Annotated in this window: 15 protein-coding genes; all 15 read right to left on the reverse strand. The window is 38.2% G+C overall.

Annotated elements, in window-relative coordinates; all coding sequences use genetic code 11:
* Positions 1 to 1935 carry a transglutaminaseTgpA domain-containing protein gene (locus ACGHEH_RS10025; protein WP_390444704.1) on the reverse strand — a complete coding sequence of 645 codons (1935 nt, stop codon included), beginning with the start codon at positions 1933 to 1935 and terminating at the stop codon, positions 1 to 3.
* Positions 1925 to 2863 (reverse strand): DUF58 domain-containing protein, encoded by a 939-nt coding sequence (locus ACGHEH_RS10030; RefSeq protein WP_390444707.1) that lies wholly within the window; start codon positions 2861 to 2863, stop codon positions 1925 to 1927. Before ACGHEH_RS10030 ends, ACGHEH_RS10025 begins: the two co-directional genes overlap by 11 nt.
* Positions 2863 to 3765, reverse strand: a complete 903-nt coding sequence (locus ACGHEH_RS10035; RefSeq protein ID WP_390444710.1) for an AAA family ATPase — start codon at positions 3763 to 3765, stop codon at positions 2863 to 2865. The genes ACGHEH_RS10030 and ACGHEH_RS10035 overlap by 1 nt, the downstream gene beginning before the upstream one ends.
* Entirely contained in the window at positions 3762 to 4145 is a 384-nt protein-coding gene (locus ACGHEH_RS10040) for a response regulator (RefSeq protein WP_390444712.1), read from the reverse strand. Before ACGHEH_RS10040 ends, ACGHEH_RS10035 begins: the two co-directional genes overlap by 4 nt.
* 494 nt (positions 4146 to 4639) lie before the next feature.
* On the reverse strand, positions 4640 to 4831 hold the full coding sequence (locus ACGHEH_RS10045; protein ID WP_390444714.1) for a hypothetical protein: 192 nt from the start codon (positions 4829 to 4831) through the stop codon (positions 4640 to 4642).
* A gap of 81 nt (positions 4832 to 4912) precedes the next feature.
* Positions 4913 to 6172, reverse strand: coding sequence for a Y-family DNA polymerase (locus ACGHEH_RS10050; protein ID WP_390444716.1), 1260 nt, complete (start codon positions 6170 to 6172; stop codon positions 4913 to 4915).
* The gene (locus tag ACGHEH_RS10055; protein WP_390444718.1) at positions 6160 to 6573 is read right to left on the reverse strand and encodes a LexA family protein; all 414 of its coding nucleotides are present in this window, start codon (positions 6571 to 6573) and stop codon (positions 6160 to 6162) included. Before ACGHEH_RS10055 ends, ACGHEH_RS10050 begins: the two co-directional genes overlap by 13 nt.
* A gap of 367 nt (positions 6574 to 6940) precedes the next feature.
* Complete coding sequence (locus ACGHEH_RS10060) at positions 6941 to 7441, reverse strand: AAA family ATPase (protein ID WP_390444721.1); 501 nt, start codon at positions 7439 to 7441, stop codon at positions 6941 to 6943.
* A gap of 36 nt (positions 7442 to 7477) precedes the next feature.
* The gene (locus ACGHEH_RS10065; protein WP_390444724.1) at positions 7478 to 8050 is read right to left on the reverse strand and encodes a tRNA-(ms[2]io[6]A)-hydroxylase; all 573 of its coding nucleotides are present in this window, start codon (positions 8048 to 8050) and stop codon (positions 7478 to 7480) included.
* Positions 8051 to 8104: 54 nt separating this feature from the next.
* Positions 8105 to 8758, reverse strand: coding sequence for a sulfotransferase (locus tag ACGHEH_RS10070; protein WP_390444727.1), 654 nt, complete (start codon positions 8756 to 8758; stop codon positions 8105 to 8107).
* 206 nt (positions 8759 to 8964) lie between these two features.
* Positions 8965 to 9666: an SIMPL domain-containing protein gene (locus ACGHEH_RS10075; RefSeq protein WP_390444729.1), complete on the reverse strand. Its 702-nt coding sequence runs from the start codon at positions 9664 to 9666 to the stop codon at positions 8965 to 8967.
* Positions 9667 to 10085: 419 nt separating this feature from the next.
* Entirely contained in the window at positions 10086 to 10388 is a 303-nt protein-coding gene (locus ACGHEH_RS10080; protein ID WP_390444731.1) for a hypothetical protein, read from the reverse strand.
* 44 nt (positions 10389 to 10432) lie between these two features.
* A complete protein-coding gene (locus tag ACGHEH_RS10085; RefSeq protein WP_390444734.1) occupies positions 10433 to 10564 on the reverse strand; it encodes a hypothetical protein in 132 nt (43 codons plus the stop codon).
* Between the two features lie 105 nt (positions 10565 to 10669).
* On the reverse strand, positions 10670 to 12364 hold the full coding sequence (locus tag ACGHEH_RS10090; protein WP_390444737.1) for an NAD-dependent malic enzyme: 1695 nt from the start codon (positions 12362 to 12364) through the stop codon (positions 10670 to 10672).
* A gap of 166 nt (positions 12365 to 12530) precedes the next feature.
* Positions 12531 to 14288 (reverse strand): gamma-glutamyltransferase, encoded by a 1758-nt coding sequence (gene ggt / locus ACGHEH_RS10095; RefSeq protein WP_390444740.1) that lies wholly within the window; start codon positions 14286 to 14288, stop codon positions 12531 to 12533.
* Positions 14289 to 14425: the final 137 nt, after the last annotated feature.

Genomic DNA, 14425 nt, shown 5'->3' on the forward strand with positions numbered 1-14425 from the left:
CTAATCTCTTTTATTGTTTTTAAATTGTTTTATTAATGCGAAATAATGTTTATTTAATTCTTCTAATTCATTTTTATTTCCGTATCGGACTTTTTCGAACTCACTTAAGAAATTATTAAGTTCTGCTTCTAACTTTGGATATTTTGATTGAATCGACAAAATGATTTGCCTAGGCGTTTTAGTATTATTAAATTCACCATAAGCGCTAACTTGTAATTTGCGTAACAGTTTAACAGGTAAGGGGATTGGTTGACGCGAACTGCGTTGTAATACCCAATAAACAAATGCGAATATCAGACTAAGACCTATTATCACGGCGATAGCTGAGAGCATTTTAGCTTTTTCCCCAAATATGCTTTTTAGAAAACTACTTTGCTTTTGGTCATCAAAATTTAAAACCCAACGTGTCCATTGATAATCAAATGCTTCTAGTTGCAAGCGTAGCCAGTTAACCAGTGCGACATCAGAAAACCCCATTAGTGTCATACCGATATTACTTTTTAATTCTTCAGACAATTGACTATGCTGTGACAAAGAACCGTTTAAACGTTCAGGCGATACCCATGCCGTTGGGTCTAATTCAAGCCAACCTTGGTTAGGCACGTAGTATTCAAGCCAAGCATGCGCATCGTATTGATAAATGCTGAAATAGTTATTTTCAGGATTCAGTTCACCACCTAAATAGCCCGACACTAACCTTGCTGGGATCCCAACACTTCGCATCATCATGGCTACTGTAGAAGCGAAATGCCCACAAAAACCCGCTTTGTTATTAAATAAAAACTCATCAATTTTGTTATTAGACTGGCTGATAGGTGGGTTTAGCGTATAAGTAAAACCTTGTTCTATTATGTAGTTTCTTAATAAATCAATAAATTGTGCAGTATCAGTACTTTGCTTATCAAACTGCTCAGCCAGCGCTCTTGCTTGTGGGTTTAAATCACCTGGTAATTGAATATTTTGTCTGTATTGCCAACGGGAAATACTGTTGTCTTGAGTATCTAAGACATTATAAACTTTGTATTCGAATGCTGAACTGACAGGACGCTTTCTATAAGGCAGACCAAATACATTTATAGCGACTAAATCTTGCTTTGTTGTCATTTTGTCTAGCGCATATAACCACTTTAAATGACTCGGCTCAGCTATAATAGTGTAGCTATACATATTATCACTGGCTTGATAATTGGCCGAAACACTTTGCAATGACGACATATTCCAACGCGTACCTTCAAATTCATCATGCACAAGTGCACGCCAATAAAGGGGACCTTCTACATTTCTCTCTTTTTGAAAAATTGCTCGGAAGACTAACTCATTTGACTCGGACAATTTTGAAATTTCAAACGGATCAACGTTCTCCGATAAACCTGTTTTAGCAGAATTAGGAGCAGGAAGTTGCCAAAATGCCGTTAGTTTTGGAATAAATAGAACCAACAACACACTGATTGGAATTGTTAAAGCTAGTTTACTGAATGCGTTTTTAATGGCTTCTTTTGGTGAAAACTCATAATGATGGATCAGCATTAAGGCTAAATTAAACCCAATTAATATAAATACTAGCAATGCTGAAAAGAAGTTTTGTGAAAAAATAAATAAGCATGGGATTGTGAAAAAGTTAAGTACAAAAACCTGCATGGTCTGTCTTTCACTTTGCGCTTGATAGATTTTGAGTAACGATGCAAGTAGCATCATAGAAACAAAAAATGCGACTGAGTTTTCAACTCCAACAAACCCCATTAACAGTGCAATACCTGCTAATGCGCTGCCATTGACAATACTGCCCGATATTGTCTTTTTGTAGATTACTCTGTTCAATTCATAAGCTATGAACAAACCCGTAATATAAGACACAATAACGAAACTAAGATCATCGACCATTATCCAAGCAAGTAATAGGTACATTAGAGAGCAAGATATTTGATTAAGCTTCACTTAGCGCCTCCAAACATTGCTTTTTATGACTGTTTCCTTGGCTTAAAGTAATAAGTCTATTTGGTAATTTAAGGGCGTAACTTTGTTGCTCTATTTCGGCCTGCACGATTAAAAAACTTAGCTGTGACAATTTGTCTTCTTTAGTGCCTGAAACTTTATCAAAATCAAAGCCGTAGCTAGCTGACTTATTTGGGGATTGATAGTCTTTGACTAAGAGCTCTTTATTCTTAGCAAAATGCCGCCAAGATATTCTATGAATACTCATACCTTCGCGATAACTTTTTAATTCATTAAAGTCTTCAGCTAAAGCCTGATCGTCGACTGCTTTTTCGCCTTTTTCGGAAATAACGAAGCTATTCTTTGGAAGCTCTGTTTCAATTTGTGCTGGGTAGGCATAGATGTGTTTTTCACTTATCAAATAACTCCAAATAGTGACTAAACCAAAAGGATAGTGAGTCAGAATCTTAAAACGCCCGAGTGTATGTTTGCCACGCTTTATAGGCAAGAATACGTCTAAAAACTCGTTATTTTTTATTCTTTTTAAAATGTTTTTTTCTTTTGTTTCAACATGTTCAATCTGGATGTCGTAACGTTGTTTTTGATTTTCTATTTTGAAGGTCACCGATGGTCGCTTATCTGCAAAATCATCTTTAATTGCTGTAACTTCAATTATCAAACCATTGAAATTGCTAAAAGCATATATCAAGCACATGAGCAGAAGAACAAACATTAAATAAGAGGCAGCTAAGATCAAATTATTTTGATAATTAATCCCTAATATAAAGTTTAAGACTGCGATCCCTAAAAATCCCAGCCCTGATTTAGATGGTGAAACATAAATGGTGTCATGCTTGAGTTTTACACTGTCTCCTTGATGCTTTTTTAGTAACAAAGCATCAAACCAAGCAGGTTGGGGCAGTTTTATCATTACATCTGAACCGGCACTTGTGTGTAAATATCGTCGATGATTCTAAATTGCTCATTGGCATCTAAGTTGAGTCTATGGCCAGCAACTGCTGGAAAAACATCTTGCACATCATCATGCGTCACATAGTCTCTGCCGTGGATCATAGCCCATGCTTTACTGGCTGTTCCTAATGCAATACTCGCACGTGGTGATAGGGGATCTTTAAATAAACCAGACTCTCGAGTGAAACTTACTAAATCTAGTATGTATTGAACAACTTGCTCTTTTATGTCCATTTCTTCAACAGCTGATTGCAATTCTGATAGGGTGCTTAATTCCATCAATTGTGTGAGCGTTGTTTTTCTACCATGATCACCAAGTATGAGTTTTTTCTCAGCATCTTTAGACGGGTAACCTAAACTTACACGCATAAAAAATCGGTCCAATTGAGATTCTGGCAGGGGGTGTGTACCTGATTGATGAAGTGGGTTTTGTGTCGCAATCACAAAGAAAGGTTCAGGTAGACGGTGAGTGTGAGCATCCATTGTTACTTGTCTTTCTTCCATTGCTTCAAGTAATGCACTTTGCGTTTTTGGGCTCGCTCGGTTTATTTCATCAGCCAGTAAAACCTGTGTAAAAACAGGGCCTTCATGAAATACAAAGCTTTGTTTATCGGTATTAAATATGGTTGAGCCAGTTATATCCGCCGGCAGTAAATCACTGGTAAATTGAACTCTTTGATAGGTTAAACCTAACACTTCAGCTAAACCATGAGATAAAGTGGTTTTACCCATACCAGGTAAATCTTCAATCAGTAGGTGGCCTTTACAAAGTAAACTACAAATGGCCAATTTTACTTGTGGTTGTTTGTCATAGATAACGGTTGAAAGCGCTTTTAAGAGCGTATTTATTTTTGTATTCATGTAACCAGTTCTAATCTTTTTAATACGGTACCAACTTTCTTGGCATTAAATGGTTTTTCTATAAAATCTTTAGCACCACATTCCCAAGTATTTTGCACACACTCCAGACTGTTATGACCAGAACACATAATGACATGTGATTTAGGATAGTGTTCATTCAAATAGTCTAAAATCCCTGACCCATCTGTATTAGGAAGTTCAATATCGAGGAAAATTAAGTTAGGGGGATTTTTTTCAAGGAGATGTTTTGCAGACTCGAAGTCTTCAGAACCAGAGACTTCTTCAAATCCGAGGTTCTCTAGTATATTGCTTAAATATTCACGGGCTTCAACTGAGTCGTCGATAATTAAAATAGGTTCTACTGGTCTAACAAATTCCATATGTTTTTACTTCTTAAAAAATTTTTCTTCATACTAAGATAACAGCCGAGATTAAACAATACATTACTCTGCTTTAAAATGTCCGATACCGTCTAGTATTGGACATTAATGTGTATTTGTTAATGTTCAAAGTGCTGAAGCCGGTATTTGTTAGAAATACAATTAATTGCACATAATTTATATTATGTTAAATTAAATGAATGTTTGGGTTAAACAACTACCTTTGATTTATTTAAGCTTTTTTGGATCGCCCTTGGTGTTAACGCCATAACATGACAAATATTCTTTTCTGCAGATATGTTCATAAATTTTATTACTCATGTTACAGCCAACCGGAATTTTTCCTTGTAATGCCATTTCACAATCTTTCGGGCTTTTACAATACAAATTTATAGATGCATAAATTAATGGCGCATTTATCTTTATTAGATTTTCATATCCATCAGCGACTGAATTAACTCTCAAAAACTCCGCATCTAGCTTACCTTTATTCGTTAACTTGAGCGTAAGGTTTTCCAAAAAACGGTTTTATCTAATTCGTTGTAAGCTTGTGTTACGTTCTCTTTTATATCTGCAATGTATTTGTTTTCTTTGACTGCAATACCAATAGAAATTTCATTGCTTGTACTGTTTGCTACATTTGAATTTAATAACATCACCATTGCAAATATCAATTTGTTAAACATATTTCTTCACCACAGCACTCTGCGTTAGCTTTACTTCTTTGAGTATAGATTGTTTTTCCTACCGAGATTCTCTACCATTTTTTATTGGCATTTTATTAGCGGGATCTCAGGCCATCGCGTTGTATACCTTCTCGATAACCAATCTCTTTTCATTTGCCATTGATTGCTTTGTAATTCTGTCGCAATACGTAAGCTACTGCTGCCGTAACGTTTATTGATTGTATCTAAGCATTGCATAAGCTCAGGCTTATCATCAGAGACATTAAACATATCAATTTGTTGATGCATATCGTCTTCTAGCTCAATAGCACCAACACCCGCTTTGTAATATCTTACACCAGGCTGGAATAACTGGCTGAATATCAATTCGACTTGCTTGGCAAACACCGTACTATCATTCGACGGCACAGCAAGTTTCTGAATGAACGACCTTTTATAATAGTTATCTTCATGTGGTGAGCTGTGAGCGAAAATAATTAAACGTTTCGTTAAAGAGCCTTGTTTTCGTAGTTTTTTGGCTACTATTGAGCAATGCGTTACCAATGATGATTTGAGTGCGAATGGGTTTTCGACACGCTCACCAAAACTGCGCGTGCTAAACACTTCTTTTTTGCGTTGTTTTACATCATCCCATGATAGACATGATACTCCGTTAAGCTCTGATATGGTTCGCTCAAGCACAACACTAAATTGTTTTCTCATCATTTTGGGGTTTTGTTTGGCCAAATCTAACGCACTTTCGATGCCGAATAACTTAAACTGTTTGGTTAATCGTCGCCCTACACCCCAAATGTCCGATACTGCCATATTGGCTAAAATTTGCTTTCGAGATTTTTCACTGTCAATGACAGCAACGCCTGTTGCGCCCACAAATTTTTTAGCTGCATGATTGGCAGCTTTTGCAAGTGTCGGTGTTGGCCCAAAGCCTACCCCTACTGGCAACTTAGTTTTGCGCCAAACCGTGCGGCGAATTAGGTGCCCGTATTCATACCAAGAATTTACCACATCACTGTAGCCATCAAACTTTAGAAATGACTCATCGATAGAATACACATAATGTTGATCGCTAAATTGGTTGATAACAGCCATCATCTTGTCGCTTAAATCAGCATATAACTCATAATTTGAAGAACGAACAACCACATTATGCTTATCTAAAATAGGCTTTAATTTGAAGTAAGGCTCAAACTTTGGGACTCCCAGCTTTTTAACCTCAGGAGATGCCGCAACAATGCAGCCATCGTTATTCGAAAGCACAACTACGGGTCGCTTGCGTATTGATAAGTCGAATACTTTTTCGGCTGAAGCATAAAATGAGGTGGCATCAATTAACGCATACATTGTTTTAATCTCATGTTTTGCCGATGCATTCTTAATGAACCAGTCACAATACCTTCGAGCTGAAAAACATCACAATCACTGATAAATACTGGTTTAAACAAAGGTGATGCAGACAATAACCTTCGATTATGGATATCAAGGATTTTACATACAAACTCATTGTTAAAGTTAGCAACAATAACATCTTGGTGTTTTGGCTCGGCCGCCCTATCTACAATTAATAAATCACCATCAAAAATACCAACGCCCTGCATCGAGTCACCAGATGCGAGGCCCAAAAAAGTGGCATTAGGGTCACCAACTATAAGTTGGTCAAGGGATAAACCGAGCTCTTTATATTCGGCTGCGGGAGACTCAAAACCGGTGATCCCCGCTGCTGCTTTAACAGGTATTACTTTCATACTGCACCAAAATACATATACTGTATATAAATACAGTATATGTATAATTAGCCATATCGGCAAGCTTAACAACGCCAGCAAAAGCGCTATCAAGTGAAACTATGAAGGGCATTGATGCCATTCCTCTTAATAAAGCGAGCAATTTTAGGCAAGGAAAACGTGTCGATAACGGGGCAGAAATTTTGCTATTTAGTTGCTCTAAATGAGAAATTTGCAACGAGGTTGGCGTCAGTTTTAGTCCCTCAAAGTGATTGAGTATCATTACTGTAGGTAAAAAAAAGCAGCTTAGTGTTTACCAAGCCGCTGAGTTTTTATACCAACTCTCAATATAAGGAGCTCTATTTTGAGAGGTTTGATTTATTACGTACTACTTCAAGCTAAACGCCCTACTTTGCTGATTGCTCTCTAAACGCACTTTATTACCAGTGAAAGTCTCAAATAGTTTTGTATGGGCTGCTTTTGAAAATACATCATCTCTATTGTCATAGTCTTCAATCCAAGCCAATAACATGGCTAGATTTTCATCTTGTGCTTCTTTTGATGGGTATTTGTGCGGCTCCCAAGGGCGCGCTTTAGCGTTGGCTTGACAGGTCTCAGCATCTAAATCGATAAACACCAAATACTGACATTGCCCTGCGATCGGTTTAATGAGATCACTATAGCAACCCTCAATCACCCAATCTGAATGGGACTGAATAAACTCGTTGATTTTATCGAGAGAAGACTCAAGTGGTGCTCGCGTTGGTGGTGACGTTGGTAACCAAGCAAGTGTATCTAAATCTAAATGTGCGGCTGAATGTTCTTGTGCTAAACGCTTTGAAAGCGTTGATTTTCCTGAGCCCGAGTTTCCAAAAATAATCGTTTTCATTCGATAGTCCTTACCTATTCAGCCGTCATAAATTGATTAATGAAGCGCCGCTGTAAATGGGATCTTTTTACATATCTCGGCTTCAGCCTCAAGTATTTCTACTAAGCGTGCATCAATAATGTCTTTATCAAAGTATTCGTAGCCCAATTCTACAAACAGGTTTTTATGTTTTTCTTCTGATTTAGCAATGGATACATAAAAGTCTTTCTCTTTGCCTTCAGGTAAGGCTTCAGCAACCAAAGAAAAACGTTCGTGGCCTCGCGCTTCAATCACCGCAGCCACTAACAGACGGTCGATTAAGAATTCATCGGTGCCCTGTCTGAATAATGCGCGCATACCTTTAATATAAGGGTCTTTTTGGTCGTTACCTAAGGTAACCCCACGCTCTGTTAATAATTTCAATACCTGCTTAAAGTGGATCATCTCTTCAATGGCTAAATCTGTCATCGCTTTCACAAGCTTAATTCTGTCAGGGTAATGACCCAACATAGACATAGCCATGCCTGACGCTTTTTTCTCTGCGGCAGCGTGATCTTGTAAGAAAGTATCAAAATCAGCGAGCACTTTTTCAGTCCAATTAAACGGGGTATGGTACTTCAGTTCAAACATAAACATTCTTAATCAATATAAACTGCGGGTATTCTAGCGTAGGATATACACGAATTAAACAGATTGCATAAATGTGAGTAAATCGGCGTCTTTATCTACTTTTCCCATACGTGTAGAGCTAACTTTAAGTGGGTGCTTTAAGTCATTCCAAGCCGTAACTTTACCGTTCACGTTGAGCTTAGGCATGTCTGCCATTTCTGTGCAAGCAGCATCAACTTCTAGAAAATCACACAGTTTATTAAGACTGTTTGGCTGGCTAACATTCAAAAACAAATGCTGAGCTTGAGTGTCCTCGAAAAACGCAATGGCTTTGGCTTTATGTGTTTCGTAACACATAGTCAGAAATTCGAAGTTATCAAGGTGCTTGGCATCTAATCCCGAAAAGGAGTTTAAGAAACAGCGCTTGATGGTGTCGTTAAAGCCCCCTTTATCAGAAAAAAGGTTACCTGACATGCGTGTTAATAATTTAGAGATAGACGGTAGCCAAACTTCTAAGTCTCTTTCTAAATAAATAAATTTAGCATCAGGATATTTTTGAAACAGCAGCGCATAATCATTAAATACAGGTGTGTCGGCAATGACTTGTGCGTTATTGAATGACTCTATTGTATACGCTGTATGTGCCGTCGTTAAACCAAGTTCAATGCATGCGGCACAAAGACTTGTCGTGCCTGTTCTCGGTAAACCAATAATTAAGATTTTACTCATAATGCGCCCTACAATAGTAAAGGCGCATTATATCGAAAAATTTATACCAATCCTCTTAATTAATCGATCTATTTTGAGTCGAGAAAAACTTGTCGATAGCACCGCGAAATTTTACTATTTAATTGTTCTAAATAAGAAATTTTCAACGACGCTAGCGTCAGTTTTAGTCCCTCAAAAAGATTGAGTATTATTGAGGACTGGTATTATTATTTAATTAAATAAGTGACGAAAACTTCTGAAGAAATAACAATATCAGAGACATTATAAGCCTGCTTATGTGTTCGGCCTGATTCAATCATTGATTGTTTTGCATACGGTGTAGGCATAGATGGCGCATTTGCAAAATTTACAGAGTAAACACTGTCTAAACTAGCATCGAACGCTTTAGCAAGCTCTCTTGCCTCAGACTTTGCGTCTTTGATAGCAAGCTTTTTAAGCTTATCTTGCACTTCATCTGCCTTTGAATAAGAAAACTGCGTAAAACCAATTTCATTGACGCCGGCTTCAACAAGCTGTTGTAAAAATTGCGCATATTTATCGACGTCTGTCAGCTTTATCTCAACATTACGTGTTACCTGAAAAGTCGTAAACTCTTGCTGTTGCGTGCCTCGATTGTATTCATGTTGGCGATAAATATTAAGTTGCGATGCATCAATGTTGTTTTTACTGACATTAAAAATATTGGCGACTTTAATAACTCGCGCGATTACATTATCAACTTCATTTTTTGCTTTGTTGATATTTTTATCGGAGTTAGAAATCGCAACACTTAAAACAACTTGATCTGGCTGAACAAGCTGCTCTGCGTACCCTGTCACACTTAGATGAGGACTGGTTGGCTCTGCATAAGCGTAATTAAAACTTGAAGATAAAAGTAAAGACGTAACGGCTAGTAATTTCTTAAACATACCTACTCCATTTATGGATATTGAGCCAAAATCAGAGTTAAATCTCTAATGTGGCCAAAGATGCGCTATTAAACTAAAAACTTGATTAATTAAGGCTGAATAGAGAAAACAACTTTAAGGAGTCGCTAATAAAGTCGAGTTAATAAGGTAAAATAAGTATCAATACACTTCAACTATTAATTCTTAAATCTCAGATTCTGCCATTTTTGATTAAATAAATTAATCGCTTATTTTACTAACGGTGTTTTTAAACAAACAACATTGCCAAATACACTCGGCACTTGATCAATTATGCGATGAAAACTAATTTTATTTTCGCCCAGCACCTCTGCATACTCACTTATTATGACTGACGTATATTCAATCATGCCATCAAAGCGACCTTGCATGAGTATTTTGCATAGACGCTTAGCGCTCTCTTAACCTTCGCTCACAGCAAATAGCTGTGGATGGGACTTAATAAAATCATCAATGCATTTCTCGTAACTTTGGCCTTTCGTTATGGCTATTTTAAAATCTGTTTTGACTAGATCATTTAAAGCAACATCAGCGGAGAACCCTTTTTTATCTCTTAAAACTAATCTATTCGCAGGAAATGCCGTAAGTGGTCTGGCTGAGAAATAAGCTAAGGCTTCACGTTTAGGGTTTTTAACTTTGTTATACAAACACGTATTTGGATACATACTCAAGGTTCGCCATTCGCGAATGCGACTTGCGGGCATAAAGTCTATTTCTAACTGCGGATATAGTCTTTTTGAAATATCAATTAATAACGTGTAACCATATCGGCGCTGCTGTTAGGACTCGGTAAATAATCCGAAGCGATATTCACTTTTAAAGGCGCGCTATAAAGTCCGATACTAAATAATCCCAATAAGAAAACTAGCGCATACTTCATCAACTTGCCTCACCACATAATTAAATTAAGTATAGAAGCTTGGTGAAATTAGACATAAAAAAAGCCAGCAAGATTGCTGGCTCAATTTAAATTACAAGCAAAGTATTAAATGCTACAACGCTTGTAATTGCGGTACTCAGGGTACCAGTAGTTTTTATCGATTGCTTTAAGGATAGCTTCATCAGACATTTCTAATGCGACACCTTCTTCCATCGCTTTCTTCGCAACAGCAAACGCAATCTTCTTACTTAACGGCTCAATCTCCACCAGCGCAGGTAATAAACTACCTTTACCTGTGTTTGCACGAGGTGAAGCTTCAGCAAGCATTTCACTTGATACCATCAGCATAGCATCGGTGATGCGCTTGGCTTTAGCTGCAATAACACCTAAACCGATACCTGGGAAAATATAACTATTGTTACACTGAGGAATAATGAACTTTTCACCGTTATATTCCACTTCATCGAATGGGCTACCAGTTGCAACAATTGCTTGGCCACTCGTCCACTCAATCACATCTTTTGGATGCGCTTCGACTTGGCGTGATGGATTGCTTAATGGGAAGATAATTGGCTGTTCACAACCTGCATGCATCGCTTTAATCACTTGCTCAGTGAACAGGCCTGGCTGACCAGAAACACCAATTAAAATGTCTGGTTTCGCACAGTGCATTACATCTAATAAAGACGCAAAATCACCGCTATACTGCCAATCAGTTAAAGCATCTTTTTGTTGCACAAGCGCAGCTTGGAAATCACGTAACCCTTCCATACCTTCAGTAAGTAGACCGAATCTGTCAACCATGTACACTTGGCTACGCGCTTGCTCATCTGAAATGCCTTCAGATACCATTTGACTGATTATCTGCTCAGCAATACCACAACCCGCAGAGCCAGCACCTACAAACACAACCTTTTGATCGCTCAGTTTTACATCTTTAACACGACAAGCAGCAAGTAAGGAGCCTACAGTAACAGCCGCAGTACCTTGAATATCATCATTAAAGCTACAAATCGTATCTTTATAACGCTTAAGTAAAGGCATGGCATTTGGTTGTGCAAAATCTTCGAATTGAAGAAGTACGTTTGGCCAACGACGTTTAACCGCTTTGATGAATAAGTCTAAGAACTCGTCATATTGCTCTTGGTTGATACGCTTATGACGTGCGCCCATATACATAGGATCAGCAAGTAACTTCTCGTTATTAGTACCCACATCAAGCATAACAGGTAACGTGTATGCAGGGCTAATACCGCCACATACGGTATAAAGAGATAGTTTACCGATTGGAATACCCATACCACCGATACCTTGGTCACCCAAACCAAGAATACGTTCACCGTCTGTAACAACAATAACTTTTACCTTGCCCTTTGTCGCATTACGTAAAATATCATCGATGTTGTGACGCTCTTCATATGAAATGAATAGACCGCGAGAGCTACGATAAATATCAGAGAATTTTTCACATGCATCACCTACCGTAGGCGTGTAAATAATCGGCATCATTTCTTCTAAATGATCACGGACTAAACGGTAGTAAAGGGTTTCATTGTTATCTTGAATTGCGCGCAGATAAATGTGTTTATTTAAGTTGTCTCTGAATGAAGAGTACTGCTGATAACAACGCTCTACTTGCTCTTCAATGGTTTCGAAACGCGGTGGCAATAAACCATTTAAGTTAAAGTTCTCACGCTCTGATTGACTAAATGCACTGCCTTTGTTTAATAAAGGCGTTTCTAACAGGTTAGGACCTGAGTATGGAATGTATAGATAATTTGGATCGGTTTGTTTAGTCATATTTACTTGTAATGATACGTCTGGCTGATTTTATTATTAATTAGCTGTGAATAGGCAAGAAAGCAAAAAATTGCTTATAAATAAAAAAGGCGCTTTAACACAACTAAATAATTAAAGAGCCTTGCAGTATATCTTAAAAATATCACTAAACCTATGGGTTTAGCCGTCATTCACCGAGCACAATGCCCTCTCGTCGAGGATCCGCGCCACCTACGAGCTGACCTCCGACCAGTTCAATGCCATGTAAACCCGAGTTCAAATCTCGAATAAAAACTTTATGCCCTAAACTTTCAAAATAGGCTTGGTGCTTTTCAAGCTCAGTGCCTTTTTCTAAAGTCGTTACTTTGTTGCGGTTGGTTATCTTTGGAAGATTGATAGCAGACTGAATATCTAACTGCCAATCAAGTACACCAATAACTGTTTGTGCAACATAATTTATAATACGACTTCCCCCCGGAGAGCCGACGACTAAACGTAGACTGCCATCTTTGTTGAACACCATAACAGGCGACATAGAGCTACGTGGACGTTTATTGGCTTCAACGCGATTAGCACGTAATTGACCATGCTTCTTCGGAGAAAGCGCAAAGTCGGTTAACTGGTTATTTAATAAATAGCCGTCAACCATTACCGTCGAGCCAAAGGCCATTTCGATAGAGCTGGTCATAGAGACTGCATTGCCCGCTTGGTCCACAATTGAAACATGGGTAGTTGAAGGCAGTTCATAGCTGTTATCAGCGGCATAACTTAACGTGCCGTTTAGCGGTTTACCAACAGGTACTTTATGGTTATCTGTGTCTGAAATCAGCTTTGCACGTTCAGCTAAGTATGCGTCATCAAGTAAGGCATCGGTTGGTACAGTGACAAAATCAGGATCAGCCACATAATGGTTTCTGTCAGCAAATGCCAAGCGTGAAGCTTGGGTGAATAAGTGCAGCGCTTTGGGGTCATTAGGCTGATATTGGCTTAACTTTTTACCTTCAAGTAATTTCAAAATTTGAAGTACAGCAATGCCACCACTACTCGGTGGTGCCATAGAGCACACTTTATAAGCATGATAAGACGTACAGATAGCGTCTCGATGTTTACTTTGGTAGTTTTCTAGGTCTGATAAAGACAATAACCCAGGTGCAATTTCAGCGTTTTGCACTGCATCAACCATATTTTCTGCATGTTGACCTGTGTAAAAAGCAGAAATACCCTGCTCAGATATATTCTTATATAGTGTAGCCAATTTAGGGTTTTTACGAATACTGCCCACAGCTAAAGGTTGATCATCTGGGTAAAAGTACGCTTTTGCTTCAGGCAAACGGGTAAGGCCTGGATTAAACTTTTTAGACAACAACATATTTAAACGTGGCGAAACCACAAACCCTTGCTCAGCTAATTCAATTGCTGGTTCAAATAAATCGGCCCAAGCCAATTTACCATGTTCTTTATGTGCTTTATCAAAGGCGTGAAGAATACCGGGCACACCCACCGAACGACCACCTACAACGGCCTTAATCCAAGGCACAGCTTTACCATTGTCATCTAAGAATAAACTAGAGGTTGCTTTAGTGGGGGCTGTTTCTCGGCCGTCTAAAGTTATTAGTGTGTTTTCACTTTGATCGTAATGCAAAATAAAAGCACCGCCACCAATACCTGAAGATTGCGGTTCAACCAAGGTTAAAACCAATTGCGTGGCAATTGCCGCATCAATTGCACTGCCGCCTTTGTCGAGCATTAATTTCCCCGCTTTAACAGCGTAAGGGTTTGCAGCCGCAATCATATAATTATCGGAAATTTGCTTTTGCTTTTTTGTAAAACCAGTGGCTGCTTCTGGCTCTCTTACTTCTTGTTTTGGTGAGATTTGGCTAGAGCAGGCACTTAATAGAGCCAATGAACAAAGCGATAACGCAAAAGGCAGAGATTTGAATGTCATAGTTGTTGTCATTAATTTTCAAGTTCTGGTTTGCATGATAAGAGTAAACGGGCAAAATATGCAAAAAATAAAAAAGAATTTTAATTGATGATCCAATTGCCACTAGAAAAAAAATACATACTGCCTCCCATCCTGCT

This window comes from Pseudoalteromonas sp. MTN2-4 (assembly GCF_042848605.1).
GTDB lineage: Bacteria > Pseudomonadota > Gammaproteobacteria > Enterobacterales > Alteromonadaceae > Pseudoalteromonas.

What these genes read in the sequence shown, in the direction of transcription:
- ACGHEH_RS10030 (WP_390444707.1), bottom strand. Translation starts at nt 2,863, where the DNA reads ATGATAAAACTGCCCCAACCTGCTTGGTTTGATGCTTTGTTACTAAAA.
- ACGHEH_RS10035 (WP_390444710.1), bottom strand. Translation starts at nt 3,765, where the DNA reads ATGAATACAAAAATAAATACGCTCTTAAAAGCGCTTTCAACCGTTATC.
- ACGHEH_RS10040 (WP_390444712.1), bottom strand. Translation starts at nt 4,145, where the DNA reads ATGGAATTTGTTAGACCAGTAGAACCTATTTTAATTATCGACGACTCA.
- ACGHEH_RS10045 (WP_390444714.1), bottom strand. Translation starts at nt 4,831, where the DNA reads ATGTTTAACAAATTGATATTTGCAATGGTGATGTTATTAAATTCAAAT.
- ACGHEH_RS10050 (WP_390444716.1), bottom strand. Translation starts at nt 6,172, where the DNA reads ATGTATGCGTTAATTGATGCCACCTCATTTTATGCTTCAGCCGAAAAA.
- ACGHEH_RS10055 (WP_390444718.1), bottom strand. Translation starts at nt 6,573, where the DNA reads ATGAAAGTAATACCTGTTAAAGCAGCAGCGGGGATCACCGGTTTTGAG.
- ACGHEH_RS10060 (WP_390444721.1), bottom strand. Translation starts at nt 7,441, where the DNA reads ATGAAAACGATTATTTTTGGAAACTCGGGCTCAGGAAAATCAACGCTT.
- ACGHEH_RS10065 (WP_390444724.1), bottom strand. Translation starts at nt 8,050, where the DNA reads ATGTTTGAACTGAAGTACCATACCCCGTTTAATTGGACTGAAAAAGTG.
- ACGHEH_RS10070 (WP_390444727.1), bottom strand. Translation starts at nt 8,758, where the DNA reads ATGAGTAAAATCTTAATTATTGGTTTACCGAGAACAGGCACGACAAGT.
- ACGHEH_RS10075 (WP_390444729.1), bottom strand. Translation starts at nt 9,666, where the DNA reads ATGTTTAAGAAATTACTAGCCGTTACGTCTTTACTTTTATCTTCAAGT.
- ACGHEH_RS10080 (WP_390444731.1), bottom strand. Translation starts at nt 10,388, where the DNA reads ATGCCCGCAAGTCGCATTCGCGAATGGCGAACCTTGAGTATGTATCCA.
- ACGHEH_RS10085 (WP_390444734.1), bottom strand. Translation starts at nt 10,564, where the DNA reads ATGAAGTATGCGCTAGTTTTCTTATTGGGATTATTTAGTATCGGACTT.
- ACGHEH_RS10090 (WP_390444737.1), bottom strand. Translation starts at nt 12,364, where the DNA reads ATGACTAAACAAACCGATCCAAATTATCTATACATTCCATACTCAGGT.
- ggt (WP_390444740.1), bottom strand. Translation starts at nt 14,288, where the DNA reads ATGACATTCAAATCTCTGCCTTTTGCGTTATCGCTTTGTTCATTGGCT.